Source organism: Streptomyces sp. NA04227 (assembly GCF_013364195.1).
Lineage (GTDB): Bacteria > Actinomycetota > Actinomycetes > Streptomycetales > Streptomycetaceae > Streptomyces.
In genome coordinates, this window is the sequence record NZ_CP054918.1 from 1925699 (window position 1) to 1951557 (window position 25859).

The 25859-nt window shown below is 71.6% G+C and carries 21 protein-coding genes; 12 read left to right on the forward strand and 9 right to left on the reverse strand.

Translation table 11 applies throughout. The features are described from left to right. The first annotated feature begins 66 nt into the window (after positions 1-66). The 7 genes from HUT18_RS08035 (at position 67) to HUT18_RS08065 (ending at position 7901) form a co-directional block, all read left to right on the forward strand. Complete coding sequence (locus tag HUT18_RS08035; RefSeq protein ID WP_176099092.1) at positions 67-582, forward strand: hypothetical protein; 516 nt, start codon at positions 67-69, stop codon at positions 580-582. 68 nt (positions 583-650) lie between these two features. Next, positions 651-1316 carry a class F sortase gene (locus HUT18_RS08040; RefSeq protein ID WP_176099094.1) on the forward strand — a complete coding sequence of 222 codons (666 nt, stop codon included), beginning with the start codon at positions 651-653 and terminating at the stop codon, positions 1314-1316. A gap of 373 nt (positions 1317-1689) precedes the next feature. Continuing rightward, the gene (locus HUT18_RS08045) at positions 1690-2931 is read left to right on the forward strand and encodes an NAD(P)/FAD-dependent oxidoreductase (protein WP_176099096.1); all 1242 of its coding nucleotides are present in this window, start codon (positions 1690-1692) and stop codon (positions 2929-2931) included. 1 nt (position 2932) lies between these two features. Beyond that, the gene (gene nirB, locus HUT18_RS08050) at positions 2933-5578 is read left to right on the forward strand and encodes a nitrite reductase large subunit NirB (RefSeq protein WP_176099098.1); all 2646 of its coding nucleotides are present in this window, start codon (positions 2933-2935) and stop codon (positions 5576-5578) included. Positions 5579-5607: 29 nt separating this feature from the next. Next, the gene (nirD, locus tag HUT18_RS08055; RefSeq protein WP_254878947.1) at positions 5608-5946 is read left to right on the forward strand and encodes a nitrite reductase small subunit NirD; all 339 of its coding nucleotides are present in this window, start codon (positions 5608-5610) and stop codon (positions 5944-5946) included. 300 nt (positions 5947-6246) lie between these two features. After that, the gene (locus HUT18_RS08060) at positions 6247-7404 is read left to right on the forward strand and encodes an alkaline phosphatase PhoX (RefSeq protein ID WP_176104361.1); all 1158 of its coding nucleotides are present in this window, start codon (positions 6247-6249) and stop codon (positions 7402-7404) included. Positions 7405-7643: 239 nt separating this feature from the next. Beyond that, on the forward strand, positions 7644-7901 hold the full coding sequence (locus HUT18_RS08065) for a hypothetical protein (protein WP_176099102.1): 258 nt from the start codon (positions 7644-7646) through the stop codon (positions 7899-7901). 72 nt (positions 7902-7973) lie between these two features. Here HUT18_RS08065 and HUT18_RS08070 read toward each other — a convergent pair whose 3' ends face one another. The 4 genes from HUT18_RS08070 to HUT18_RS08085 form a co-directional block, all read right to left on the reverse strand. Then, positions 7974-8570, reverse strand: coding sequence for a hypothetical protein (locus HUT18_RS08070; RefSeq protein WP_176099103.1), 597 nt, complete (start codon positions 8568-8570; stop codon positions 7974-7976). Positions 8571-8643: 73 nt separating this feature from the next. Further along, on the reverse strand, positions 8644-9576 hold the full coding sequence (locus HUT18_RS08075) for an oxidoreductase (RefSeq protein WP_176099105.1): 933 nt from the start codon (positions 9574-9576) through the stop codon (positions 8644-8646). Between the two features lie 419 nt (positions 9577-9995). Continuing rightward, complete coding sequence (gene ppdK / locus HUT18_RS08080) at positions 9996-12704, reverse strand: pyruvate, phosphate dikinase (RefSeq protein ID WP_176099107.1); 2709 nt, start codon at positions 12702-12704, stop codon at positions 9996-9998. Between the two features lie 570 nt (positions 12705-13274). Next, positions 13275-14507, reverse strand: coding sequence for an ROK family transcriptional regulator (locus tag HUT18_RS08085; RefSeq protein WP_176099108.1), 1233 nt, complete (start codon positions 14505-14507; stop codon positions 13275-13277). 127 nt (positions 14508-14634) lie between these two features. Here HUT18_RS08085 and HUT18_RS08090 point away from each other — a divergent pair, with 127 nt between their 5' ends. The 4 genes from HUT18_RS08090 (at position 14635) to HUT18_RS08105 (ending at position 19853) form a co-directional block, all read left to right on the forward strand. Next, positions 14635-16194, forward strand: coding sequence for a hypothetical protein (locus tag HUT18_RS08090; RefSeq protein ID WP_254878477.1), 1560 nt, complete (start codon positions 14635-14637; stop codon positions 16192-16194). Further along, positions 16191-18131: a glycogen debranching N-terminal domain-containing protein gene (locus HUT18_RS08095; protein ID WP_176099110.1), complete on the forward strand. Its 1941-nt coding sequence runs from the start codon at positions 16191-16193 to the stop codon at positions 18129-18131. Before HUT18_RS08090 ends, HUT18_RS08095 begins: the two co-directional genes overlap by 4 nt. A gap of 329 nt (positions 18132-18460) precedes the next feature. Beyond that, positions 18461-18778: a hypothetical protein gene (locus HUT18_RS08100; RefSeq protein ID WP_176099112.1), complete on the forward strand. Its 318-nt coding sequence runs from the start codon at positions 18461-18463 to the stop codon at positions 18776-18778. A gap of 97 nt (positions 18779-18875) precedes the next feature. Continuing rightward, on the forward strand, positions 18876-19853 hold the full coding sequence (locus HUT18_RS08105; protein WP_176099113.1) for an aldo/keto reductase: 978 nt from the start codon (positions 18876-18878) through the stop codon (positions 19851-19853). Positions 19854-19926: 73 nt separating this feature from the next. On the opposite strand, the gene dusB is transcribed toward HUT18_RS08105, so the two are convergent. The 5 genes from dusB to HUT18_RS08130 form a co-directional block, all read right to left on the reverse strand. Next, complete coding sequence (dusB, locus tag HUT18_RS08110; RefSeq protein ID WP_176104362.1) at positions 19927-21141, reverse strand: tRNA dihydrouridine synthase DusB; 1215 nt, start codon at positions 21139-21141, stop codon at positions 19927-19929. 151 nt (positions 21142-21292) lie between these two features. After that, positions 21293-21502: a DUF397 domain-containing protein gene (locus tag HUT18_RS08115; RefSeq protein WP_176099115.1), complete on the reverse strand. Its 210-nt coding sequence runs from the start codon at positions 21500-21502 to the stop codon at positions 21293-21295. Next, on the reverse strand, positions 21484-22323 hold the full coding sequence (locus HUT18_RS08120) for a helix-turn-helix transcriptional regulator (protein ID WP_176099117.1): 840 nt from the start codon (positions 22321-22323) through the stop codon (positions 21484-21486). The genes HUT18_RS08115 and HUT18_RS08120 overlap by 19 nt, the downstream gene beginning before the upstream one ends. 258 nt (positions 22324-22581) lie before the next feature. Further along, on the reverse strand, positions 22582-23400 hold the full coding sequence (locus HUT18_RS08125) for an endonuclease I family protein (RefSeq protein WP_176099119.1): 819 nt from the start codon (positions 23398-23400) through the stop codon (positions 22582-22584). A 326-nt stretch (positions 23401-23726) separates the two neighbouring features. Further along, entirely contained in the window at positions 23727-23933 is a 207-nt protein-coding gene (locus HUT18_RS08130) for a hypothetical protein (protein ID WP_176099121.1), read from the reverse strand. Positions 23934-24207: 274 nt separating this feature from the next. On the opposite strand from HUT18_RS08130, the gene HUT18_RS08135 reads away from it, so the two are divergent. Continuing rightward, entirely contained in the window at positions 24208-25785 is a 1578-nt protein-coding gene (locus HUT18_RS08135) for a YncE family protein (RefSeq protein ID WP_254878478.1), read from the forward strand. Positions 25786-25859: the final 74 nt, after the last annotated feature.

A 25859-nucleotide genomic window follows, 5' to 3' on the forward strand; every position in this document is an offset into this window, starting at 1 on the left:
GGGCGCGACCGACGCAGTGGCACAGCACCGTGCCGCCGGTCGGGCCCGCTCGGAGGAGCACACACCATGCGCACAGTCCGCATGCTGGCACCCGTCGCCCTTGCGCTCGCCGCGGTCGGCCCGGCGGCCGCCGATGCCCTCGCCGCCGACGGTCCCGCGCTGCGGGTCTACCCGGCGAGCGCCGAGCCGGGGGCCACCGTCACCGTGAACACCGCCGCCTGCGCCGCCGACGGCACCGCGCACGGGGACGCGAGCACCGTCGGGGCCGAGGCCTTCACCCTCGCCCCGAGCGCGCACGAGAGCGAGGTGATCGGCCAGTTCCGGGTGCCGGTCTCCGCGCAGCCGGGTACGTACGAGATCCGCGCGAACTGCCCCGGCGGCGGCGTGGCGAGCGGGGATCTGGTGCTCACACTGGCCGGTGCGGGGCGGCAGGTGTCCCCGCGCGGGCCGGTCCACACCGGGGTCGGCGGCGCGCTCGGCCCCGATCCGCTGCGGACCGGGGCCGGGGTGGCGGCGCTGGCCGTCGCGGCGGCGGGCGGCACCTGGCTCCTGCACCGCAAGGCGAGGGGCGACGGGTTCTGACCGGGCCCACCCCTCCCTCCCACTCCCTTCACCTCCAGGAAACCGACTCCCCACCTTCCGAGGACCCCGTGCGCAGAATCAGCGACACCTGCATAGCCCTGGTCAGTGCGCTCGCCCTGGGGTGCGGCGGCTGGCTCGTGTACAGCGGTACGCAGCGGCCGGGCCCGCCGCAGCCGGGCGCCGCGCAGGCGGCCGTGGCCACCGGGGACGGCGGCAGCGACACCGGCACTCGCGACGGTGCGCGGGCTGCCGCGGCCCCGCTCGCACCCTCGGCCCCGCGACGGATCCGGGTGCCCGCGATCCGGGTGGACGCCCCGCTCACCGGCCTCGGCCTGAACGCGCGGGGCGGACTCGACGTACCGCCGCCCGGCCGCGCCAATCTGGCGGGCTGGTACCGGGGCGGCGTCAGCCCCGGCGAGCGGGGCACGGCCCTGGTGGCCGGGCATGTGGACACCGCGCATGGACCCGCCGCCTTCTACCGGCTCGGCGCGCTGCGGCGCGGTGACCGGGTCGAGGTGGACCGGGCGGACGGCGGTGCGGCCCTGTTCGCCGTGGACGCCGTCGAGTTGTACACGGGCCGCGACTTCCCCGACGAGAAGGTGTACGGGCCCGCCCGCAGGCCGGAGCTCCGGCTGATCACCTGCGGCGGCGGCTGGTCGAAACACACGGGCTACCGCGGGAACGTCGTGGTCTTCGCGCACCTCACCGGGAGCAGGAGCACCGGCTCGCACTGAGGCCGCCGGGGACTGACGACGGTGCGCTGACGACGGCCGCGTGCCCGCGCACCCGGGGGAAGTACGGCCCGCCCCCTCCTTCTTCCTCCGGCCCTCGCCGTCCCCTCGTATCCGGGACGCTCGCCCCGATGTTTCCGTGACACGTGGCCGAATGTTTCGGGGACGTTCCGCCGTCGCGCGTCACCAAGACCGCCTCCGGGCTCCGATTCGGGCCGTCCGCGTGTGGCCCGTGTCACCTCCGGGGGCGGGGAAAGCCCAGTTCACCGGGGTCGTGGGGCCTCACAGCGGGTGGGTCGCCGTGCTGAGCGCAGCGTTCCGCACGGGAAACAGGAGAGATGTCACCGGGTAACACCGGCGGCGCAATCTTCTCGGCATGACCTCGAAAATGCGTGTGGTGGTGATCGGCGCCGGGCTCGCGGGTGCCCGGTTCGCCCACCGGCTCGGCGAACTCGGCGGCCCGTCCGTCGAGGTGACGCTGATCGGCGAGGAGGAGCACCCGCCGTACAACAGGGTGCTGCTCGCCGAGGTGCTCGCCGGGCGGCTCGCGCCCGAGGTGGTGGCGCTTCCCACGCCCACCGGACGGTACCTGCGAGCCCGTGTCGAACGTATCGACCGGGCGGCGCGGACGGTGCACTGCGCGGACGGCACCGCCGTCGCGTACGACACCCTCGTTCTCGCCACCGGTGCCAACCCCGTACTTCCGCCACTGCGCGGTCTGCTCACCCCCGGAGCGTTCGCGCTCCCGGCGGGTGTGCACGCCTTCCGCACCATGGACGACTGTCTGGCCCTGTCCTCAGCGGTCCGTCCCGGGCTGCGGACGGTGATCGTCGGTGGCGGATTGCTCGGCGTCTCGGCGGCTCGTGCCCTGGCCCGCCGGGACGCTTCGGTCGTCCTCGTCCAGCAGTCCGAGCGGCTGATGGAACGCCAGCTCGACCCGGTCGCCTCCGGCCTGGTGCACCGGCATCTGACCGACCTGGGCGTCGAGGTGCACACCGAGTGCCGGGTACGCGGCATCGGCACCGACCAGGGCGCGGTCACCCGGATCGAGCTGGCCGACGGCTACCGCCTGGACACCGATCTGCTGGTCCTGGCCTGCGGGGCGCGGCCCCGTATCGGCCTGGCGGCGGGCGCCGGACTCGACGTCCGTGTGGGCATCGTGGTCGATGCCGCGCTGCGCACCAGCGACCCGCACATCCGGGCGATCGGCGACTGCGCGGAACACGAGGGCCGGGTGTACGGACTCGCCGCGCCCGCGCTGGAACAGGCCGAGGCCCTCGCCGGGTCGCTGGCCGAGGGGGACGCTCCGGTGCGCTATCGCGGCACCCGGGCGCTGACCCGCCTCACCCTGGCCTCGGACGGCCCGGGCCCGCTGGACCTCGCGGTCTTCGGCGAGACCGAACCGCTGCCCGGCGACGACGTCGTGCAGCTGCGCGACGCCACCCGCGGCACCTACCGCAAGGTCGTCGTCCGTGGCGACCAGCTCGTCGGGGGCGTACTGCTCGGCGAACTCACCACCGTCGGCGCACTGGCGCGCCTGTGGGAGGGCCAAGAGCCGCTCCCGGACGAGACGGACGCTCCACTGCTCCACCTGCTCACCCATGACGGAGGTTCCTGACATGCCGGCGAACACTGCGAAGACGACGCAGCCCACACTGGTGCTCGTGGGCCACGGAATGGTCGGCCAGCGGTTCCTGGAGGCGCTCGCCGAGCGCGGCCTGACCGAGAGCCACCGGGTGGTGGTCCTCTGCGAGGAGCCGCGGGCCGCCTACGACCGGGTGCAGCTCACCTCCTACTTCAGCGGCCGCACGCCCGAGGACCTGTCCATGGTCGAGGACGGGTTCATGGCCAAGTACGGCATCGAACTCCACCTCGGCGACCCGGCCGTGAGCATCGACCGCGAGGCCCGCACCGTGGTCGCGCGGTCCGGTCTCAGCCTCGACTACGACGTGCTCGTGCTCGCCACCGGCTCGTACCCGTTCGTCCCGCCGGTGCCCGGCAAGGACGCCACCGGCTGCTTCGTGTACCGGACCATCGAGGACCTCCTGGAGATCGAGGAGTACGCGAAGTCGCACGCCACCACCGGCGCCGTGGTCGGCGGCGGGCTGCTCGGCCTGGAGGCCGCGGGCGCGCTCAAGGGGCTCGGACTGACCTCGCACATCGTGGAGTTCGCGCCCCGCCTGATGCCGGTACAGGTCGACGACGGCGGCGGCGCGGCGCTGCTGCGCACCATCGAGGAGATGGGCCTGTCCGTCCACACCGGCGTCGGCACCCAGGAGATCCTCACCCACGAGGACGGCCGGGTGCGCGGCATGAAGCTGTCCGACGGCGGCGAACTCGACGCCGATCTCGTGGTGTTCTCCGCCGGTGTGCGCCCCCGCGACCAGCTCGCCCGCGAGTGCGGTCTGCCGGTCGGCGAGCGCGGCGGCATCGCGGTGGACGAGCAGTGCCGCACCAAGGACCCGCACGTCTTCGCCATCGGCGAGTGCGCGCTCGCCGTCGACGGCCGGGTCTACGGCCTGGTCGCACCCGGCTACGAGATGGCCGAGACGGTCGCCGCCGCCATCGCCGCGGACGACGCGGCGGCCGGGTTCACCGGCGCCGACACCTCCACCAAGCTCAAGCTGCTCGGCGTGGACGTGGCCTCCTTCGGCGACGCGCACGGCTCCGCCGAGGGCTGCCTGGAGGTCGTCTACGCCAACTCCCGTGCGGGCGTGTACAAGAAGCTCGTCCTCGCCTCGGACGGCACCCTCCTCGGCGGCATCCTGGTCGGCGACGCCGAGCAGTACGGGACGCTGCGCCCCCTGACCGGATCGGTACCGCCCATCGACCCCGAGCAGCTCGTGCTGCCCGCGGGCTCGGGCGCGCCGGTCCAGCTCGGACCGACCGCGCTGCCGGATTCCGCGGTGATCTGTTCCTGCCACAACGTCACCAAGGGCACGATCCGCGGCGCGGTCACCGAGCACTCCTGCACCACGGTGCCGGAGGTCAAGAAGTGCACCAAGGCCGGTACCGGCTGCGGCAGTTGTGTGAAGGTGCTCGGCCAGCTGGTCACCGCCGAACTGGAGGCGGGCGGCATCGAGGTCGACAAGGGCCTGTGCCGCGACTTCGCCCAGACCCGCCAGGAGCTGTACGAGATCGTGCTCGCGCTGCACATCACCTCGTACCGCGAACTGCTCGACAACCACGGCCGCGAGGAGGCCCGGGGCGGCGAGGGCTGCGAGATCTGCAAGCCCGCCGTCGCCTCGATCATCGCCTCGCTCGCCCCGGCCCTCGGCGCCAGCGGCTACGTCCTGGACGGTGAGCAGGCCGCCCTCCAGGACACCAACGACCACTTCCTGGCGAACCTGCAGAAGAACGGCTCGTACTCGATCGTGCCCCGGATCCCCGGCGGCGAGATCACCCCCGAGAAGCTGATCGTGATCGGCGAGGTCGCCCGCGACTACGGCCTCTACACCAAGATCACCGGCGGCCAGCGGATCGACCTGTTCGGCGCCCGGGTGGAACAACTCCCGCAGATCTGGGGCCGGTTGGTCGACGCCGGTTTCGAGTCCGGGCACGCGTACGGCAAGTCGCTGCGCACCGTGAAGTCCTGCGTCGGCTCGACCTGGTGCCGCTACGGCGTCCAGGACTCGGTACGGATGGCCATCGACCTGGAGCTGCGCTACCGGGGTCTGCGCTCCCCGCACAAGCTGAAGTCGGCGGTCTCCGGCTGCCAGCGCGAGTGCGCCGAGGCCCAGTCCAAGGACTTCGGCGTCATCGCCACCGCCAACGGCTGGAACCTGTACGTGGGCGGCAACGGCGGCGCCACCCCGCGCCACGCCGACCTGCTCGGACAGGACCTCTCGGATGCCGAACTGGTGCGCCTGATCGACCGGTTCCTGATGTTCTACATCCGCACCGCCGAACCGCTGGAGCGCACCGCCGCGTGGCTGGAGCGCATCGAGGGCGGCCTGGACCACGTCAAGGACGTGGTGGTGCACGACTCCCTCGGGATCTGTGACCAGCTGGAGTCCCTGATGGCCGAGCACGTCGCGCACTACCGCGACGAGTGGGCCGAAACCCTGAACGACCCGGAGCGCCTGGCCCGGTTCGTCTCCTTCGTCAACGCGCCCGACACCCCGGACCCGCTGGTGCAGTTCGTGGCCGAGCGCGACCAGATCAAGCCCGACCTGCCGCTGCTCACGCTCGGCACCCGCCCCGAGAACTTCGATCTCGCCGCGGCGGGAGGGGCCCCGACCCTGGAAGGAAGTGCGTCCGCATGACCCTCGCCCCCGTCGCTCCCGCGACCACCATGGTCCAGCTCAAGACCGAGGAGGCCGGAGCGGAATCCGCTCAGTGGATCACCGTCTGCGGCCTCGACCGGCTGCTGCCCGGCCGCGGCGTCGCCGCCCTGCTGCCGGACGGCAGGCAGGTGGCCCTGTTCCTGGACAGCGGCGGCCGTGTGCACGCCATCGACAACCGCGACCCGTTCACCGGCGCCGCCGTGCTCTCCCGGGGCCTGCTCGGCTCCGCCGACGGCCGCCCGTACGTGGCCTCGCCCCTGCTCAAGCAGCGCTTCGACCTGATCGACGGCCGCTGCCTGGACGAGGAGACGGTCCGGGTTCCGGTGCACCGGGTGCGGATGCTCTGACCCGAGAAGCCGTACGGCGGTACGCGGACCGCCACGAGGGCCGGGGAGGCACCACGCCTCCCCGGCCCTTCGGCCGTTCCGGCCCCACCCCCTCGGCAGCGCGTCTCCGCGATGCCTCTCCGGCCCCCTGACCTGTGCAACTGCGCCTGCACACGACACGCACCCCAGGCGCCCCGGATCAACTCCCTCCGCTTCACCGGATGTTGGGAGCGCGTCAAGCCAGCCCTCCTACTGTGCGGCGCGCACCACCTCGCGTCCGACCGGGTGCGAGGCGTGACGACCCATGGAGAGACCGTGACCGTGGACCGTAGAGCCCTCCTTCGTGGCACCGTGATCGGCGCCGGCGCAGCCGTATTCGGCGGCTCCCTGATGCGCGGCGCCGCCTACGCCGCCCCCGCGCAGAAGGGCCCCGGCCCCTACGGGGCGCTGCAGGCCGCCGACGCCAACGGCATCATGCTGCCCAGCGGCTTCACCAGCCGTATCGTCGCCCGCTCCGGCCAGCAGGTCGGCAGCACCGGCTACACCTGGCACCCGGCCCCGGACGGCGGCGCCTGTTTCGCCGACGGCTCCGGCTGGATCTACGTCTCCAACTCGGAGACCACGCCGGGAGGCGCGGGTTCGATCACCTTCAACTCCTCCGGCCAGATCACCGGAGCCCGCCGCATCCTGTCCAACACCCGGAACAACTGCGCGGGCGGCAGCACCCCGTGGAACACCTGGCTGTCCTGTGAGGAGGTCAGCGGCGGCTACGTCTTCGAGACCGACCCGAAGGGCGTCAACGCCGCCGTCCGCCGCGACGCCATGGGCCGCTTCAAGCACGAGGCCGCCGCGGCCGACCCGGTCCGCAAGGTCGTCTACCTCACCGAGGACGAGAGCGACGGCTGCCTGTACCGCTTCATCCCGAACACCTGGGGCAACCTGTCCGCGGGCACCCTCCAGGTCCTCAAGGCCGGTACGGCCACCTCCGGTTCCTTCACCTGGGCCAACGTCCCGGACCCGGACGGCTCCCCGACCACGACCCGCAGCCAGGTCTCCGGTGCCAAGCGCTTCAGCGGCGGCGAGGGCTGCCACTACGCCAACGACACCGTCTGGTTCACCACCAAGGGCGACAACCGCCTGTGGCAGCTCAACCTCTCCAACAACACCTACGAACTCGCCTACGACGACTCGCTGGTGAGCGGCGGCGGCGCCCCGCTGACCGGCGTGGACAACGTCACCGGCGCCTCCTCCGGTGACCTGTTCGTCGCCGAGGACGGCGGCAACATGGAGATCTGCATCATCACGCCCGACGACGTGGTGGCGCCGTTCCTGCGCATCACCGGCCAGTCCTCCTCCGAGGTCACCGGCCCGGCCTTCTCCCCCGACGGCAAGCGCCTGTACTTCTCCAGCCAGCGCGGCACCACCGGCAGCTCCTCCGGTGGCATCACCTACGAGGTGACCGGGCCGTTCCGCGCCTGAGTCCGCCCGCCGGGCCCGGTTCGCCGGGCCCGGTGCCCCCCACCGCGCCGCGCTTCGCGCACCTGCACGAAAGCGTCACAGTGCGGATCGCAACCGGCCACCACAACGCGGCGTCCCGACTTCAGGATGCGGACAGCAAGTCCGCCCGATGTCCTCAACCGGCGTGCGGGACACAAGGGTTGATACTCCGTTGAAACCCCTTGCCGCTGCGCCGACCGCCCCTCGTGACCCTCGTGATCATGGAGTCCCCAGTGAAGACCCGCCTGCGCACCGCCGCCGTGACGCTGTGCCTGTCCCTCGCCGCGCTCGGCACCACCACCGCCTGCGGCAACGAAGACGACGAATGCGACGAGGCGGCGGGGACCACCTCGGTGGCCGTGGCCCAGAACCACCTCACCGACGCCAAGGCCGCCAAGGGCAAGGGCGGCAAGCACCGGCACAGCTCGGACGATGACGACGACTGCGACGACGACGATGAGGACGGGGACGACGACTGAGCCCTTGAGGTCCCAGCCGACCGAGCCCTACGGGGCCTCGGACCCGCCGTAGTGCCCGACGGGGCTGAACGGTCACTGCTCCAGCAGTGCCTTCAGCCCCGTCAGCCGTTCCCGCCAGAACTCCTTGTACGTGGCCACCGCCGCGGCGTCCGGCAGCTTGGTGTGGCCGACGCCCAGGCGGGTCTTGTCGGCGTTGACCACGGTGAGGCGTACGTCGATCCGGCTCACGCCGCCGAAAACGTCCGCGAAGTCGGCGGTCACCGACGTCGCGGGGCGGTGGGTGCGTACGGTGAAGCCGTCCTCGGGCAGCCAGGCGCGGCGGATGCCCGCGTCGGCGAAGGCCTCGATGACCCGGGCCGCCGAGGCCTCGATCGTCTTGCTGACACTGGCCGACCACGAGCCGTCCCGGCCCTGGCCCACCGCCCGCAGGCCGCGCTCCTGCTCGTATCCCACGGTGACGGTCTGCGCGTACCAGCCGCCGACCCCGTGCCGCTCGCGGAGGTGGCGGGCGATCTCGACATGACTGCGCTCGGTGGCGTCCCAGTCGTCGAGGACGGCGAACCAGTCCGTCCAGCCGCGCCCGGTGCCGGTGCGCAGGGCGTCGTCCGACACGGCGGCGGTGAGGGGCCTGGGCCCCGCGGGCTTCGACTTCGGCTCCTGCTCACTCATGGCGCCGACGCTAGAAGCCCGCCCGGCGTGACGCAATGCGGAACATCACGCCCCCCCGGGGCAGCGGCCGCGCTCAGACCTTGAGCGAGGTGTAGCGCACCCCGGTCAGCTGCTCCGAGGCCTCCCACAGGCGTTCGCCCGCCGCGTCGTTGAGGGTCCACGGGGCGCGCCAGGAGCGGGCCGGGGCGCCGCGCCACATCAGGAAACGCGGGCCGGTGAACGAGTCGGGGGTGACGCCCGGCGCGGTCGCGGCGAACAGGAGCGGCAGGGCGCCGTCCTCGGCGGACTGCGCGACGAGCCGGTTGGCGAACTCGCTCGCCCGCTCCATGCCCTTGCGGCCCTCCATCCGGGGCCCGGCGCTCTGCAGGTTGGTGGCGGCGTAGCCCGGGTGGGCGGCGGCCGCGATCACGTCGGTGCCCGCGGCGGACAGACGGCGGGCCAGCTCGTGGATGAAGAGCAGGTTGGCGGTCTTGGAGCGGCCGTAGGCGATCCAGCGCCGGTAGCCGCGTTCGCTGTTGAGGTCGGCGATGTCGATGTTGGACAGCGCGTGGAGTCCGCTGGAGACGCTGATCACGCGGGCGCCGGGGGTGTCGAGGAGCAGCGGCATCAGCTCGCCCGTCAGGGCGAAGTGGCCGAGGTGGTTGACCCCGAACTGGGTCTCGAAGCCGTCCTTGGTCAGCGTGTGCGGCAGCGCCATCACACCCGCGTTGTTGACCAGCAGGTCGAGCCGCTGGTGGTCGCGGGCGAAGCCGGTGACGAAATCGCGGACGGATTCCAGCGAGCCGAGATCCAGCGGCCGGAACTCGACTTCGGCCGCGGGCGCCACGGCGCGGATCTCGTCGCGCGCGGCGAGCCCGCGCTCCTCGCTGCGGCAGGCCAGGACCACACGGGCGCCTCTGCGGGCCAGCTCCCTGGCCGTGGTCAGTCCGAGGCCGCCGTTGGCTCCGGTGACGACGGCGGTGCGGCCGCTCTGGTCGGGGATGTCGTGCACGGTCCAGCCGGTCATGGAGGTGCTCCTCGGGGAATGTCCGCGTACCTGGCAGGTGCGTTTTTCAGCCTACCGGCGGCCGATCCTCGACTGTCAGAGGGGCACTCGGTGCCACAGGAACGCGGAGAAACCGCGAACGCCCAGTTCAGGGGCGGTAATTGAGGTCGTACGGGGCGTCCGCGCCGGGCCGGAGCGAGGGGCGCCGGGGAGTGCGCGCCCGGCGTGCGGGCGCGCGGGCGCCGCGGCAGACGGCCGGAGCGCGGTGCGATCGCGAAGGAGAGCGAACGTGCAAAGTGGCCGGGGGAAGCCATCGAGGGAACGCGGACATGAGCGAAGGGCGGCACCCCCGCACAGGGTGCCGCCCTTCAGTCACCGAGGCCGCCGCCGCGCCGGTGAGGGTGGTGTACGACCGGCGGCGGCTCCGGTGGCGAATGTGCTCAGCGGCTGTCGCTGCCCTGCGAGGCGGCGGCGGCGCGACCGGCCTCCAGGCGGGCGACCGGGATACGGAACGGCGAGCAGGAGACGTAGTCCAGGCCCACCTCGTGGAAGAAGTGCACCGACTCCGGGTCACCGCCGTGCTCGCCGCAGACGCCGAGCTTCAGGTCGGGACGCGTCTCGCGGCCGGCCTTGGCGGCGTCGCGGACCAGCTTGCCCACGCCGTCCTTGTCGATGGTCTCGAAGGGCGAGACCCCGAAGATGCCCTTCTCCAGGTACGCGGTGAAGAAGCTCGCCTCCACGTCGTCCCGGGAGAAGCCCCAGACCGTCTGGGTGAGGTCGTTGGTGCCGAAGGAGAAGAACTCGGCGGCCTCGGCGATCTGGCCCGCGGTCAGGGCGGCACGCGGCAGCTCGATCATGGTGCCGAGCGCCAGCTTCAGGTCCTGGCCGGTGGCCTGCTCGATCTCGGCGATGACCTGCTCGGCCTCGTCGCGGACCAGCTCCAGCTCCTGGACGGTGCCCACCAGCGGGATCATGATCTCGGCGCGCGGGTCGCCCTTGGCGTCGCGGCGCTCGGCCGCGGCCTCGGCGATGGCCCGTACCTGCATGGTGAACAGGCCCGGGATGACCAGACCGAGGCGGACACCGCGCAGACCCAGCATCGGGTTCTGCTCGTGCAGCCGGTGCACGGCCTGGAGCAGGCGCAGGTCGTTCTCGTTGGCGTCCTTGCGGGACTCGGCGAGCGCGACGCGGACCGACAGCTCGGTGATGTCGGGCAGGAACTCGTGCAGCGGCGGGTCGAGCAGACGCACCGTGACGGGCAGTCCGTCCATCGCCTCGAAGAGCTCGACGAAGTCCTTCTTCTGCAGCGGCAGGAGTTCGGCGAGCGCCCGCTCGCGCTCCTCGTCGGTGTCGGCCAGGATCAGCGACTCGACCAGCTCACGGCGCTCACCGAGGAACATGTGCTCGGTGCGGCACAGGCCGATGCCCTGGGCGCCGAAGCGGCGGGCGCGCGAGGCGTCCTCGGCGTTGTCGGCGTTGGCGCGCACCCGCAGGCGGCGCACCCGGTCCGCGTAGGCCATGATCCGGTGCACGGCGCCGACGAGCTCGTCCGCGTCGTCGGCGCCGGCGTGCATGCGGCCCTCGAAGTACTCGACGACCGGGGAGGGTACGACCGGTACCTCACCGAGGTAGACCTTGCCGGTGGAGCCGTCGATCGAGACGATGTCGCCCTCCTCGACGACCACGTCGCCCACCGTCAGACGGCGGCGCTTGGTGTCGACCTCGATCTCCTCGGCGCCGCAGACACAGGTCTTGCCCATGCCGCGGGCGACGACGGCGGCGTGCGAGGTCTTGCCGCCGCGCGAGGTCAGGATGCCCTCGGCGGCGATCATGCCGTTGAGGTCGTCGGGGTTGGTCTCACGGCGGATGAGGATGACCTTCTCGCCGGAGCGCGACCACTTGACGGCCGTGTAGGAGTCGAAGACGGCCTTGCCGACCGCGGCACCCGGCGAGGCGGCGATGCCGCGGCCGAGCAGCTCCGTCTTCGCCTGGTCGTCGAAGCGCGGGAACATCAGCTGCGCGAGCTGGGCGCCGTTCACCCGCTGGAGGGCCTCGGCCTCGTCGATCAGGCCCTGGTCCACCAGCTGGGTGGCGATCCGGAAGGCGGCACCGGCGGTGCGCTTGCCGACGCGGGTCTGGAGCATCCACAGGGTGCCGCGCTCGATGGTGAACTCGATGTCGCACAGGTCCTTGTAGTGCGTCTCGAGCGTCTCCATGATCCGCATCAGCTCGTCGTACGACTTCTTGTCGATCTGCTCGAGATCGGCGAGCGGCACGGTGTTGCGGATACCGGCGACGACGTCCTCGCCCTGCGCGTTCTGCAGGTAGTCGCCGTACACGCCCTGGTGGCCCGAGGCGGGGTCACGGGTGAAGGCGACGCCGGTGCCGGAGTCGGGGCCGAGGTTGCCGAAGACCATGGAGCAGACGTTGACGGCGGTGCCGAGGTCGCCGGGGATGCGCTCCTGGCGGCGGTAGAGGATGGCCCGCTCGGTGTTCCACGAGTCGAAGACCGCCTTTATGGCGAGGTCCATCTGCTCGCGCGGGTCCTGCGGGAACTCGCGTCCGGCCCGGTCCGCGACGATCTGCTTGAACTGGCCGACCAGCTTCTTGAGGTCGTCCGCGTCCAGCTCGATGTCGGTCTTGACCTGCTTGGCTTCCTTCGCCGCGTCGATGGCCTCCTCGAAGAGTTCGCCGTCGACGTCGAGCACGGTCTTGCCGAACATCTGGATGAGGCGGCGGTAGGAGTCCCACGCGAAGCGCTCGTCACCGGCCTGCTGGACAAGCCCGGTCACCGAGGCGTCCGAGAGGCCGATGTTGAGGACGGTGTCCATCATGCCGGGCATGGAGAACTTGGCGCCCGAACGGACCGACACGAGGAGGGGGTTGTCCGCCTGGCCGAGCTTCTTGCCCATCTTCTTCTCGAGGGCGTCGAGGTGCGCACTCACCTCGTCGCGGAGCTCGACGGGCTCGGAGCCGCTCTCCAGGTAGACCTTGCAGGCCTCGGTGGTGATGGTGAACCCGGGTGGCACCGGGAGACCAAGATTGGTCATCTCGGCGAGGTTCGCACCCTTCCCGCCGAGCAGGTCCTTGAGGTCGCGATTGCCCTCGGTGAAGTCGTAAACGAACTTCTGCTCTTTGTTTTCCGACACGGGTCTCGACTCCTCGAGGACTCGGTGGCTGCCCTGACGGCGAGGAACATACCCAGATCGAAGGCCCATGGGTACGTCCACTCCAACGTCATACCGCTGTAACCAGGCGTCCGCCAGTGGATCCAAACCGGCGCAGGACGTCCTACGTGGCCGGAACCACTCTTCACATGCCGAACGCATCTATTCGCGTAGACCAGGTTTAGAAGCTCAGATGAGCTTAGTGGATCACAAGTGTGTTCACTTCTTAAATGATCGAGCGGTGGCACTCCGTGCCATGGTCTTTGAGTCTTGCAGGCAGCCTCAAAGCGCTCATCTGAGCGGACCCCCGATCAAGGTGGCGAGAATCACGCCACACAAGCCGCCCCGGAGTTCATCATGCGGACCTCGGTGTTCCCGTTTCGGACGGTCGGTCGGCGAGTGCGGTCATGGAGCGGATGGAGGGGCGAGGCGCATACGGGAGCGGATGCGGAGCGAATGGGAGGGCGGACCCGGGAGGGGCCGGGCACGTTCGTGCCGAGAGCTCATGTGAGGGCGGGCGAGTGGGCGTTCACCGTGCGGCGTGCCGACGCCTCAGAAGCCCAGCGCCGCCAACCGCTCCTCCACCCGGGCCGGAGCGTAGAGGTGCTCCACCACCAGCGCGGCCCCGCCCACCAGCCCCGCCTCCTCGCCGAGCGCGGGCGGGACGATCTGCAGCCGCGCCGTGGACCGCGGCAGGGCCCGTTCGTACAGCAGCTCGCGCACCCCGGTCAGGAACGGCGTCCCCGCGAGGTCGCCGCCGACCATCAGGACGCCTGGGTTCAGGAGTGTGACCACGGTGGCGAGGACCTCGCCCACCCGGCGGCCCGCCTCCCGGGCCAGCCGTATCGCCGCCGGGTTGCCCGCGGCGAGCAGTGCCCGTACGTCCGCGCCGCCCGCCGCCGGGACGCCCGCTCGGGTGAGCCGCCGGGCCAGCGCGCGTCCGCTGGCCACCGCGGCCAGGCAACCGTGGGCGCCGCAGGTGCAGGGCTCGTCGGCGCCCTCGGGTACCCGGACGTGGCCGATGTCCCCGGCGCCGCCGTCCACCCCCCGGTAGAGCTCGCCGCCGACCACCACGCCCGCGCCTATCCCGGTGGAGACCTTGATCAGGGCGAAGGCCGCGCAGTCGGGATAGGCGGTGCGCTGTTCGCCGTACGCCATCAGATTGGCGTCGTTGTCGACCAGGACCGGGGTGCCGAGGGCGTCCCCGCGGTCCGGGTCGGGGCCGCCCGCCTGTGCGGCGAAGGCCCGGCGCATCAGGGCGGGTACGTCGACGCCGTCCCAGCCGGGCATGATCGGCGGCTGTACGACGATCCCGCTCGCCGGGTCGACCGGCCCCGGCACCGCGAGACCGATCCCGCACACCGCCCCGGCCGGATGCCCGGTCTCCTTCAGCAGCACGGCGAACCAGCGGGCGAGGGTGGTCAGTACGGCGTCCGGGCCCGCGTCGACGGCGAGTTCGCCCTCGTACCGGGCGAGGATCGAGCCGCGCAGATCGAGCAGTGCGGCGCGGGCGCGGTGGGTGTCGAGGTCGGCGGCGAGCACGACCGCGTGGGAGTCGTCGAACTCCAGGTGCACCGAGGGCCGTCCGCCGAGCGGCGACTCGACCCGGCCCACCGCGCCCTCGCGCAGCCAGCCCGCCCGGAACAGCCGGTCAAGGCGCTGCCCGACAGTCGCCCGGGAGAGTCCGGTGACCTCCTGGAGCGCGCCGCGGGTGGTGGCCCGGCCGCTGCGTACGAGATGGAGCAGGTCGCCCGCGCTCGTCGCACCGCTGTGAATCCTCGGCATCCTCACCCCTTGCCCCCACCGAACACGCATTACATAGTGAGTTCTGCGTGTTAAATGAGCGTAACTCTACGGTAGTTGCTGCCGAACCGGTTCGGCAGACAGCAGACGTCCTGGGGAGCGAACCCGCGTGGACCCTTCGACCCGGCTGGCCGCCAGGCCCAGCGCCTCGCCCACCGCTCATCCTCCCCCGTCCGCCGAGCGATGCCGCGAACAGCCGGGCCCGGCACGGCACTTCGCATACGACCGGACCGGCGACGCCGGGTCGCTGCACGTCACGGCGGCCCGCGTGCTGGAAGGAAACTGGACCGGAACATCGACGGTGCCCTCCCGGAGCCTGTATCCCCACCAGTGGTCCTGGGACTCGGCGTTCATCGCGGTGGGGCTGCGCCACCTCTCGCCCGCCCGGGCGCAGACGGAACTGCGCACCCTCCTCGACGCCCAGTGGGGCGACGGACGCCTGCCGCACATCGTGTTCAATCCGGCCGTCCCACTGGACTCCTACTTCCCGAGCCCCGACTTCTGGCGCTCCTCGCGCGCGGGCCGTGCACGGGGAGCGCCGATCGCGGTGGAGACCTCCGGCCTGGTGCAGCCGCCGGTGCACGCGCTCGCCGCCTGGCTGGTGCACTGCGCCGACCCGGAGCTCTCCCGGGCCCGCGGCTTCCTGCCCGCCCTGCGGCCCCGGCTCACCGCCTGGCACCGCTACCTGCGCGGGGCGCGCGACGCGGGCGGCCACGGCCTCGCCGCCGTGCTGCACCCCTGGGAACAGGGCATGGACAACAGCCCCTGCTGGGACGCGGCGCTGGCCCGGGTCGAGCCGGTCGACGCCGCCGCCTTCCGCCGCGCGGACCTCGACCACGGCGCCGCCCGGTCCCGGCCCACGGACCTGGACTACGGCCGCTACGTCCGGCTCGCCGCCGACTACCGCGACGGCCAATACGCCGACACCGCACGGGACTTCGGGGCCTTCGCCCTGGAGGACCCGGCCTTCAACGCCCTGCTGCTCGCCTCCGAACACGCCCTCGCGCGGATCGCCCACGCACTGGGCGACCTCGACGAGGCACGGGCCTGCGAAGAACGCGCGCGGCAGGGCACCCGGGCCCTGGTGGCGCGGTTGTGGTCCCCTCGGGCGGGCATCTTCCTCTGCCGCGACCTCGTCTCCGGCACCCTGGTCGGACAGCGCTCCGTCGCCGGTCTGGTCCCGCTGATCCTCCCCGGACTGCCGGAGCAGGTGACCGACGCGCTCGTAGGCACCCTCGGCGGACCGCACTTCGCACTCGGCGGGGCCGCCCGCCTGGTCCCCAGCTACGACCTGACCGGGCCCGCCTTCGACGCCCGCCGCTACTGGCGCGGACCGGCCTGGTTCAACACCGCCTGGCTGCTGGAGCGCGGACTGCGGGTCCAGGCCGCCCGCCGCCCAAGTGACGGCGGCTTCACGGCACTCGCGGACACCCTCGGCCACGCGGTGCGCACCCTCGCGCCCGCGACCGGCTTCGCGGAGTACGTGGACCCGTACACCGGCGAGGGGCTCGGGGCACGCGGCTTCGGCTGGACGGCGGCCCTGGCACTGGATCTTCTGCACGACGCCTCGGGCGACCGGGGCGGGGGCTTGTGCGGCGTCCCCCCGCACGGGGACGCCGCCGACGACGACAAAGACAAGAAGGACAAGGACGGGGACGAGGACACATGAGCAGAGGACTACGGCAGCAACTCCTGGTGCACAGCGGGACGTTCGCGGCGCTCGACGACAGCGGCGACATCGGCGGGAGCCACCCGCACGGCAGCCCGCCGGACGGGCTCTTCGTACGCGACGCGCGGCATCTGAGCCGCTGGCAGCTGACCGTGGACGGCGCCGTGCCGGAGGTGCTGAGCCCGCTGACCGGGGCCGCCCCGGCGCGGGCCGTCCTGGTGCCGCGCGGCGGCCGCCAGGAGCCGCCCGCGTACACCCTCTTCCGTGAACAGGCGGTCTGCGAGGGCGGGTTCACCGAACGACTGCGGGTCGTCTCCAACCGTCCCGTGCCGCTCGGCCTGCGCATCGAGCTGACCGTGGACGCCGACTTCACCGACCAGTTCGAGCTGCGCGCCGATCTGCGGACGTACGCCAAGCCGGGCGCGGTACGCAGCCGCGAAGTCCTCGACGACGGCGTGGAGTTCGGCTACCGGCGCGGCGACTGGCACTCCGCCACCGTGGTCCACTGCGCCCCCGCCCCCGACGCCGTGACCCACACCGGCACCGGCGCCCGCCGCCTGCTCTGGCAGCTCGACCTCGCACCGCACGGCGAGCAGGAACTGCTGCTGCGCGTACTGGCCCGGCCACACGGCGGCCAGACCCCCGCCGTCCCCGCCACACCCGACCTCGCCGCAGCCCAACTCGCCGACGTCGAAGGCGAGTTCACCGAGGGCGTCGAACTGCCCGCCTGGCCGGACCTGGCCGCCGCCTGCACCCGGGGCCTCGCCGACCTGGCGGTGCTCCGGGTCCCGGCGCTCGGCCCCGACGGCGAGACCTTACGCGTACCCGCCGCCGGAGTTCCCTGGTTCTTCGCCCTGCTCGGCCGCGACGCCCTGCTGACCTCGCTGTTCGCACTGCCCTACCGGCCCGCCCTGGCCGCCGCCACGCTGCCCGCCCTCGCCGCGGCCCAGGCCACCCGCAGCGAGAGGGCCGCCGTGGCACAGCCCGGCAAGATCGTGCACGAGGTACGGCACGGCGAACTCGCCCACTTCGGCCAGGTCCCGTACGGCCGTTACTACGGCAGCGTCGACGCCACCCCGCTCTTCCTGGTCCTGCTCGGCACCTACACCGAACTGACCGGCGACACCGCGCTCGCCCGCCGCCTGGAGCCGCACGCCCGCGCCGCCGTGACCTGGATGCTCGACCACGGCGGCCTCACCTCCCGCGGCTATCTCGTCTACCGCGCCGACGAGGGCGGCCTGGCCAACCAGAACTGGAAGGACTCCCCCGGCGCTATCTGTTCCGCCGACGGCGAGCGCCCCACCGGCCCGGTCACCGCGGCCGCCGCACAGGGCTACGCGTACGACGCCCTCTGCCGCACCGCGGGACTCGCCCGCACCGTGTGGCAGGACCCCGTCTACAGTGCCCAACTCGCCCGCAGTGCAACCGACTTGCGCGAGCGCTTCCAGCGCGACTTCTGGATGGAGGAGAGCGGCTTCCCGGCGCTGGCACTGGACGCCGACGGCCGCCAGTACGACGCGCTCGCCTCGGACGCGGGCCATCTGCTGTGGTCGGGGCTGCTCGACAAGGAATACGGCGAGACCGTGGGCCGCCGACTCCTGGAAGAGGACTTCTTCTCCGGCTGGGGCGTGCGCACACTCGCCGCGGGCCAGGGCGCCTACCACCCGCTCTCCTACCACCGCGGCTCCGTCTGGCCGCACGACAACGCCGTGATCGCGCTCGGCCTGGCCCGCTACGGGCTGCACGACGAGGCCACGGCCGTCGCCACGGCCCTCGTCGAGGCGGCGGCGACCAACGACCGCCGCCTGCCCGAGGTCATCGCCGGCTACTCCCGGGCGAGTCACTCGGTACCCGTGCCCTATCCGCACGCCTGCGTACGCGAGTCCTGCTCGGCGGCCGCTCCGCTGGCGCTGCTCAGCGCCGTGGGAGGTGTGTGACTTCCCTGCCCGCTCAGGGAGTTGGCGGGGATACGGGCGTGCCGGGTGCACGGGGCGAGAGTTCGCCTGCCGCGCCCGGACGGCAGGCGAACCGGGGACCTGAGTAGGTACCCGGCCGCCCGCTGAGTATCCGCACCGATGCCGGTGGCGCGGCGCCCTCGGAGACTGGCAGCACCGCCCCGGACGGGGGCCGAAGCCGGAGGGCGTACGCGATGTTCGGACCACCGCAACACCCGTACAACGGGCCGCAGTTCGTCACCGGGCCGGTACCGCCGCACTCGCCCGGGCCGGGCCCGGGGCCCGCGCCGCACCGGCCCTGGACGCCGCCCGTGGCACGGCCCCACAGCACGGCATCCGCACTCGCCGTCGCGTTCTGGCTCCTGACCGCGCTCTCGCTCGGCTGGCTGATCTTCTGCGCCCTGAACATCGCCTTCTGGGCGGTCATCGCGGGCGGCAACCCGCTGCCGCTCTTCCTGCTGCCGGGCGGTGCGCTGGCCGCCGTGGTGGCGGTCGTCGCCGCACTCAACGCCTTTCTCGTGGCCACGGACCTGCCGAAGCCGATCCGGCTCGCGGTCCTCGGCGCGGTGGCCTTCCCGGCGCCGATGGCCGGTGCGCTCTACACGCTGTACTGGATCGGCGGCATCTGAGGCGGCGGACAGCTCACCCGCGCACGGCCGCGCGTAGCCTGCCAGCCTGAGGAACGCGCGAAGCCGGACGAGGTACGCACAGGAGGAACCGTCCACCATGGTCGAACGACAGTTGTCCGGAGCCAGGGTGCCGAAGGGGATCGGGTTCGGGCTGGCCGCGGTGGGGCGGCCCGGGTACATCAACCTCGGCCGGGAGCGGGATCTGCCCGCCGACCGCGGGGTGGACGCGATGCGCGCACGGGCGCACGAACTGCTCGACCACGCCTACGACCACGGCGTGCGCTATTTCGACGCGGCACGCTCCTACGGCCGGGCCGAGGAGTTCCTGGCGCAGTGGCTGCACGCGGGCCCGCGGCGGCCGGACGTCGTGGTCGGCAGCAAGTGGGGCTACACCTACACCGCCGACTGGCAGGTCCGAGCCGAGGTCCATGAGGTCAAGGACCATGGTGTGGCCGCCTTCGACCGTCAGCTCCCGCAGACCCGGCAACTGCTCGGCGACCACCTGGACCTCTACCAGGTGCACTCGGTCACCCCGGACAGTCCCGCCCTCCTCGACACGACCTTGCACCGGCGCCTCGCCGCACTGGCCGCCGAAGGCGTCGTGATCGGGCTGTCCACCAGCGGTCCACGGCAGCACGAGGCGATCCGCGCGGCCCTTGCCATCACCGTCGACGGCGAGCCCCTCTTCCGGACGGTTCAGGCCACCTGGAACCTCCTGGAGCCGTCCGCCGGACCGGCCCTCGCCGAGGCCCACGCCGCCGGCCGCGACGTCATCGTGAAGGAAGCCCTGGCCAACGGCCGCCTCGCGCACCCCGCTCCGGCCGTCGAGGCCCGACTCGCGCCCCTCGCCGAGCGAACGGGCTCCTCGTACGACGCCCTCGCCCTCGCCGCCGCCCTCCACCAGCCCTGGGCCCGGTCCGTGCTCTCCGGTGCGGCCACCACCGCCCAGCTCGCCGCCAACCTCCGTGCCGCCGAGGTCCGTCTCTCGTCCGACGAACTCGCCGATCTCGTCGCGGAGTTGGCTGTGCTCCCGGAGACGTACTGGTCCGAGCGCTCCGGGCTGGCCTGGAGTTAGGCCGTGTCCGCAAAGTCCCGCCTGGCACGCACTCTCGCCGCACCGGCCGAACTCCCGGCCCCCGCAGAGCGGTTCAGCCGCCGGAGGTGTCCAGCTCCGCGTCCTCGCCCACCCCGGCGCAGTCGTACGGGTCCTTCAGCCAGCCCTCGGGCAGGACCACCCGGTTGTTGCCGGAGGTGCGGCCGCGCGGGCCGTCCGCGCCGACGGGCCAGGGCTGGTCGAGGTTCAACTCGTCCAGTCCGGCCCGGAGTTCGTCCAGCGAGGAGGTGACGGCGAGACGGCGCCGCAGCTCGGAGCCGACCGCGAAGCCCTTGAGGTACCAGGCGACGTGCTTGCGGAAGTCGATCACGCCACGCGCCTCGTCACCGATCCACTCGCCGAGCAGCGCGGCGTGCCGCAGCATCACGCCGCGCACCTGCCGCAGCGTCGGCGCCGCCGGACGGCCGCCCCCGTCGAGTACCGCGACCAGGTCGGCGAAGAGCCACGGCCTGCCGAGGCAGCCGCGGCCCACCACCACACCGTCGCAGCCGGTCTCGCGCATCATGCGCACGGCGTCCTCGGCGGACCAGATGTCGCCGTTGCCGAGCACCGGAACCTCCGGCACATGCTCCTTGAGCCGGGCGATCGCCTCCCAGTCGGCGGTGCCGCCGTAGTGCTGGGCGGCGGTGCGGCCGTGCAGGGCGATCGCGGTCACCCCCTCCTCGACGGCGATACGGCCCGCGTCCAGATAGGTCAGGTGGTCGTCGTCGATGCCCTTGCGCATCTTCATCGTGACCGGCAGCTCCCCCGCGCCCGAGACGGCCTCGCGCAGGATCGAGCGCAGCAGATTGCGCTTGTACGGCAGCGCGGAGCCACCGCCCTTGCGGGTCACCTTGGGCACCGGGCACCCGAAGTTGAGGTCGATGTGGTCGGCGAGACCCTCTTCCGCGATCATGCGGACGGCCTTGCCGACGGTGACCGGGTCCACTCCGTACAGCTGAATGGAGCGGGGCTGCTCCTCGGCGTCGAAGTGGATGAGCTGCATCGTCTTCTCGTTGCGCTCCACCAGCGCCCGCGTCGTGATCATCTCGCTCACGAAAAGACCCTTGTGCGCCGTGCCCGCCGGGACGGGCGTGGCCGGGACCGGCGCGGCCTCGGTGGCCTCGTCCGGCCATCCGCGCCCCTGCGCGAAGGAACGGCACAGCGTCCTGAAGGGTGCGTTGGTGATGCCCGCCATGGGGGCGAGCACGACCGGCGGCGTGACCAGGTGCGGACCGATCGTGAGCGGCTTCAGGGCGGTGGAGGACATGGGCATTGCCCTATTTTCACGCATGAGGGCGCGTGGGCCAAAGTCGTCGGGGGCCTCCCGCTATCGCTGCGCTGCGTAGCGGCCCGGACACACCGAGGCCCCGCCGTTCTCCGCTGCGGCGGCGGACGGCGGGGCTCCTGGGTGTGCGGAGTCAGGCGGAGAATTCGCCGGACCGGACGGCGCCTACGAACGTCGACCACGGAGCGGAACCGAAGATCAGCGCAGGACCGTCGGCCGCCTTCGAGTCACGTACGGGAACGGCACCGGGGAAGTCGGCGGCGACCTCAACACACTGCCCGCCGTCCGCGTTGCTATAGGAGCTCTTGCGCCATGCGGCGACGCTCAGGTCGATGGTTCGCACCGTGCTTCCTCCAACGTCTGCAAGATGACCTTCTTCGACTCCGCCGGGGACAGAGTCATGTCGCGCACCGCATCATACGCGCGCTGCAATCGCTCAACTCGGCTGGTTTCCTCGATGAGTTCGTTGTGAGCGTAGTCCTCCACGTACGCCACCGTACGGCCGTCTACGAGCCGCAGGAACATCACATCGGTGTTCATCAGGCGGTGCAACCCCGCCCCCTGCGGGAGCACTTGGAGCGCGACATTCGGGCGCTCCGCCGAATCGGCCAGAAATTCAAGCTGCGCCTGCCACGCCTCGGCGTCACGCAACGGAGTTCGTAGCACCGCCTCGGACAGGATCGCGCGGAAGTGAGCGGCATCCGTCCCACTCAAGATCGCTTGTCGGCTGAGGCGCGCTTCCACCTGCTGCTGTAGCTCCTCGCCGGCCAGGCCGCCCGCCGCTAGATACTCCTCGGCGTACCCACCCGTCTGGAGCAAACCCGATGGAGCACTCACCGCGTAATGCCACAGGGTCAGCGCGTTGGCTTCCATCGACATGTACCGCTGGTAGCGCTCCCGGAACTGGCTGGGGTCGCGCTTGGCCAGATCCCAGAGGATCAAGAGGTGTGTGGCGCCGTAGTAGTTGTCGAGCGCTCGGGCGAGTTCGGGGCCTCCCACCGTCTTACCGTGTTCCATATGGCCGAGGTGGCTGTGATCGGTGTGCACGATCTCGCCCAGCGCCCGGAGGGTAATACCTTTTCGCTCTCTGAGCGTCCTCAACTCCTCGGCGTAGCGCTCCCTCGGAGTCTGGCTCTCGCCGGACAGCGGCTTCCGTGGTGGCATGTCGCCTCCCTCTGGGCTTCGCTGGGCAGACGCGCCCCGCCCGTGGCGCTCGGGCAGCCCACGGCACGGAACAGCCGCCGGGGACTGCGTTTCCGTAACCATAACCACACGGAAAGTAGTCACGTGGGTGAACTCCGTTACTGGGGAGGAGAGATGACGGATCACAGCCCGGCACTGCCGGAGAGACACGGAGAGGTCCGGCACCGACGCTGATCGGTACCGGACCCCATCCGTCTCACGCATCCCGCACAGCGGGTCCTACCAGATCGACTCGACCCACTCCGGGTGGTCGATGAACGGGTTCCGGTTGTGCTGGAACTGGTCGAAGATGACCTCGTTGCGGTTCTTCTCGAAGTCGCTCGGCGGGTCCTCCTGGCTCCACTGCTTCAGCACCGAGAGCTTGCCGATGTACGGGGCGGAGCCGTTGTCGACCTGCTCGTTGGGCTCCAGGTCGGCGAAGCCGTCGTCGCCGTCGTAGCGGACGGCCATGTAGAGGATCATGCGGGCGACGTCGCCCTTGTCCTCGTCACGCGGCTCGAAGGAGTCGCCGTCCGTGAGGCTGCCGGGCGCCTGGTCGACCGGGCTGCCGCCGTTGTCGAAGTCCTTGTTGCCGCGGGTGCTGTTGACCGTGACATCGGTCGGGCGCAGGTGGTGGATGTCGGTGCCGGGACCGGTGGAGGTGCCGAAGTCGCCGTGGCTCTTGGCCCAGACGTGCTCGCGGTTCCAGTCGTCGGCGTCTCCGCCGTTGGAGTCCTTGCTCTGCGAGGCGCCGCTGTAGAGAAGGATCACGTTGGAGGAGTTCTGCGGGTCCTCGTCGGTGGCCTTGAGCGCGTCCCAGACCTGGTCGTAGGAGAGCTTGCTCTGCTCGCTGATGATGCCGTGCAGGGCGCTCTTGAGCTCCTGGCCCGTCTTGCCGATCGCGCCCTCGTAGTACGTGTCGTCGTAGGCGGTGACGGCGGTGTGGGGGACGGCGCGGTCGGCGGGCGTGACCGCGACGGAGGGCAGCGAACCGGCGGCCGCCGCGGCGAGGGCGACGGCGGAGACCAGCGCGGCGCGCGATATTCGGGACTTGTCCACGGAAGATTCCTCTCCCCGGAAGAGATGACACCTGCCGCTGGGAAGTGGGGGGCGGCATGTGTGGACCGGCCGACTGCCGGGCCTCAACGAGCGTGACACCACCCGCCGTTGGACTCAAGGGCAAAGTCGCAGGTGGCCGCGCGTAGACCCGTTATTTCCCACTGAAGCCGGGCAACCGTCGGCACCCGTCCGGCTGTTGTACACCTGGCGGCCCGACTCCGGCCGGAGCAAGGCCAGTCGGTGAAGTAAGGGCCGGACGCTCGTCAACGGACAGTGGTTCGGGGTCAGTTGTCCGGAGTCAGTCGTCCGGAGTCACTTGTCCGGGGTCAGCTGTCCGTGGGGTCGACGGTCGCCTGGTGCTCCTCGGCGAGATGTTCCTCGGCCTTCAGCCAGGGCAGGAACTGGGCCTTCTTCTGCCAGCCGCAGGTCGCGCAGCGCAGCGTCCGCTGCACCCCCGACTTACTGACGTGCACGGTGTGTTCACGTCCGTGCTGGTCCCATCTGCTGACCTTGCTGGTGGTCATGGACGGCATCTGCTGCCTCCTGGTTCGGGATGGGCCCAGTGTGCAACGCGGCACCCGGTTCCGGATACGGGACGCGGATGGCCAATGCGGGTCGAGGGTGTGGCGCCGGGCGCCGGACCGCTTCGACGGACCGGTTCGGACAAGAATTCACGGATCATTCGAAAACGCGGCTTCACAGGAATTCCCGATTTGAAATCTCCGTGACCCGCGGTGAAGGATCTGATCCTCAACTCGCCCGCCATGTATGGGATTTGGCGGGCGTACCGCATTGAGGAGACGTTTCGTGTCGCAACCTCCGTACGAGCAGCAGCCCCCGCAGCAGCCTCCCTACCCCCAGCACTCCCAGCAGCCCCAGCACTCCCAGTACCCCCAGCAGCACCAGGCACCGCAGCAGCCTCCGCTGCCGCCGCAGCCCCAGCCGCCGGGGGACTACGGCGGAGGCGGGGGCCATGGACGGCGGGGCGGGCCCAAGTCCCGTATGCCGATGGTGATCGGCGGGGTCGTCGTGGTGGCGCTCCTTGCCACGGGTGGATTAGTGCTGGCCATGAGCGGGGACGACGACGGCGGTGACGGCAAGGGCGGCGGGCCGGGGGCCTCCGGCGAGCAGGCGAAGGTGCTCGCCAAGATTCCCACGCCGAAGGTCGGGACGGAGACCGTCACCATGGGCATGTGGGTCACGGAGAAGAACTTCGTGAAGGGCGACGTCAACAAGCTCGTCGGGTACACGCCGAACGGCGGCAGCAAGCAGTGGGAGATACCCTTCGGCGGCCAGATCTGCTGGTCGTCACCGCACATGACCGAGGACGGCAAGACCGCGGTGCTGTTCAAGGAGGGCGCCTCCGAGGACTCCGACTGCAACCAGGTCGGCCTGGTCGACCTGAACAAGGGCGAGCTCGTCTGGAAGAAGACGGCCGCGGACCCCGACGGCGAGACGATCGAGTTCGACGAGGTCACCATCGGCGGCGGCACCGTCGCGGCCGGGGGCACCTACGGTGACGCGGCCTGGTCCCTGGACGGCAAGCCGCTGTGGAAGCCGAAGGCGTACGACGCCGAGTGCACCGACGCGGGCTACGGGGGCGGCGGCAAGAAGCTCGTCGCGCTGAAGACGTGCGAGAGCGGCGACTCCAGTTCCGACAGCACGTGGACGGTGGAGACGGTCGATCCCACGACGCGGCAGGTGACGTCGTCCTACGCGGTGCCGGGTACCCCCGAACACGTCCATGTGCTCGCCACCGACCCCCTGGTCCTCGGCGTGGACACCGGTGACGCGGCGGCGGGCACCAATGTGACCGACATCGTGACCGTCGACGACAGCGCCGCGCGGGGCAAGGTGCTCAGCGAGATCGACGTGGTCGCCGCGGGCTACGAACCCGAGTGCCCCGGCGTCAACGTGGAGGGCTGCCGGGAACTGGCCATCGACAAGGACAAGGGCCTCATCTACCTCGCCTCCGGCGTCTCGGGCTCGTACTCGGGCCAGATCGTCACCGCTCTCGACCTGAAGACCGGCAAGAAGGTCGGCGCGACCCAGGGAACGGAGGAGGAGGCCAAGAAGATGGAGCTGACCGACCTCGCCCCGGTGCACGTCGACAAGGACGGCAGCGTGATCGTCTACCAGGAGAGCAAGGCCAGCGAGGGCGGCGCGGTGCTGCGGCTGGACCCCAAGTCGTTCGCCACCGAGGAGCTCATGCGCAGCCCCGACGCGGTGAAGGAGATCGAGGGCGACATGTTCGTCTACGCGGACCGGCGGATCATCTTCACCGGCGACCGGCTCTACCTCGGCGACGACCAGGCGGACCGGCCCTCCGCCGACACCGACGCGAAGGAGGGGCGCCAGCTCGCCCTCGTACTCGGCACCGGCTGAGCCCACTCCCCCGGCGCGGCCGACGCGGCCGCGGGCGCTACGCGCGTGGCACCGTAGTTGGGCGCCCAGCGGGC

Coding starts and splice junctions, on each gene's coding strand:
- HUT18_RS08120 (WP_176099117.1), bottom strand. CDS start 22,323: ATGCCACCACGGAAGCCGCTGTCCGGCGAGAGCCAGACTCCGAGGGAG.
- HUT18_RS08085 (WP_176099108.1), bottom strand. CDS start 14,507: ATGCCGAGGATTCACAGCGGTGCGACGAGCGCGGGCGACCTGCTCCAT.
- HUT18_RS08070 (WP_176099103.1), bottom strand. CDS start 8,570: ATGAGTGAGCAGGAGCCGAAGTCGAAGCCCGCGGGGCCCAGGCCCCTC.
- nirD (WP_254878947.1), top strand. CDS start 5,608: ATGGTCCAGCTCAAGACCGAGGAGGCCGGAGCGGAATCCGCTCAGTGG.
- nirB (WP_176099098.1), top strand. CDS start 2,933: ATGCCGGCGAACACTGCGAAGACGACGCAGCCCACACTGGTGCTCGTG.
- HUT18_RS08075 (WP_176099105.1), bottom strand. CDS start 9,576: ATGACCGGCTGGACCGTGCACGACATCCCCGACCAGAGCGGCCGCACC.
- HUT18_RS08095 (WP_176099110.1), top strand. CDS start 16,191: ATGAGCAGAGGACTACGGCAGCAACTCCTGGTGCACAGCGGGACGTTC.
- HUT18_RS08065 (WP_176099102.1), top strand. CDS start 7,644: ATGGAGTCCCCAGTGAAGACCCGCCTGCGCACCGCCGCCGTGACGCTG.
- HUT18_RS08035 (WP_176099092.1), top strand. CDS start 67: ATGCGCACAGTCCGCATGCTGGCACCCGTCGCCCTTGCGCTCGCCGCG.
- HUT18_RS08105 (WP_176099113.1), top strand. CDS start 18,876: ATGGTCGAACGACAGTTGTCCGGAGCCAGGGTGCCGAAGGGGATCGGG.
- dusB (WP_176104362.1), bottom strand. CDS start 21,141: ATGTCCTCCACCGCCCTGAAGCCGCTCACGATCGGTCCGCACCTGGTC.
- HUT18_RS08130 (WP_176099121.1), bottom strand. CDS start 23,933: ATGCCGTCCATGACCACCAGCAAGGTCAGCAGATGGGACCAGCACGGA.
- HUT18_RS08045 (WP_176099096.1), top strand. CDS start 1,690: ATGACCTCGAAAATGCGTGTGGTGGTGATCGGCGCCGGGCTCGCGGGT.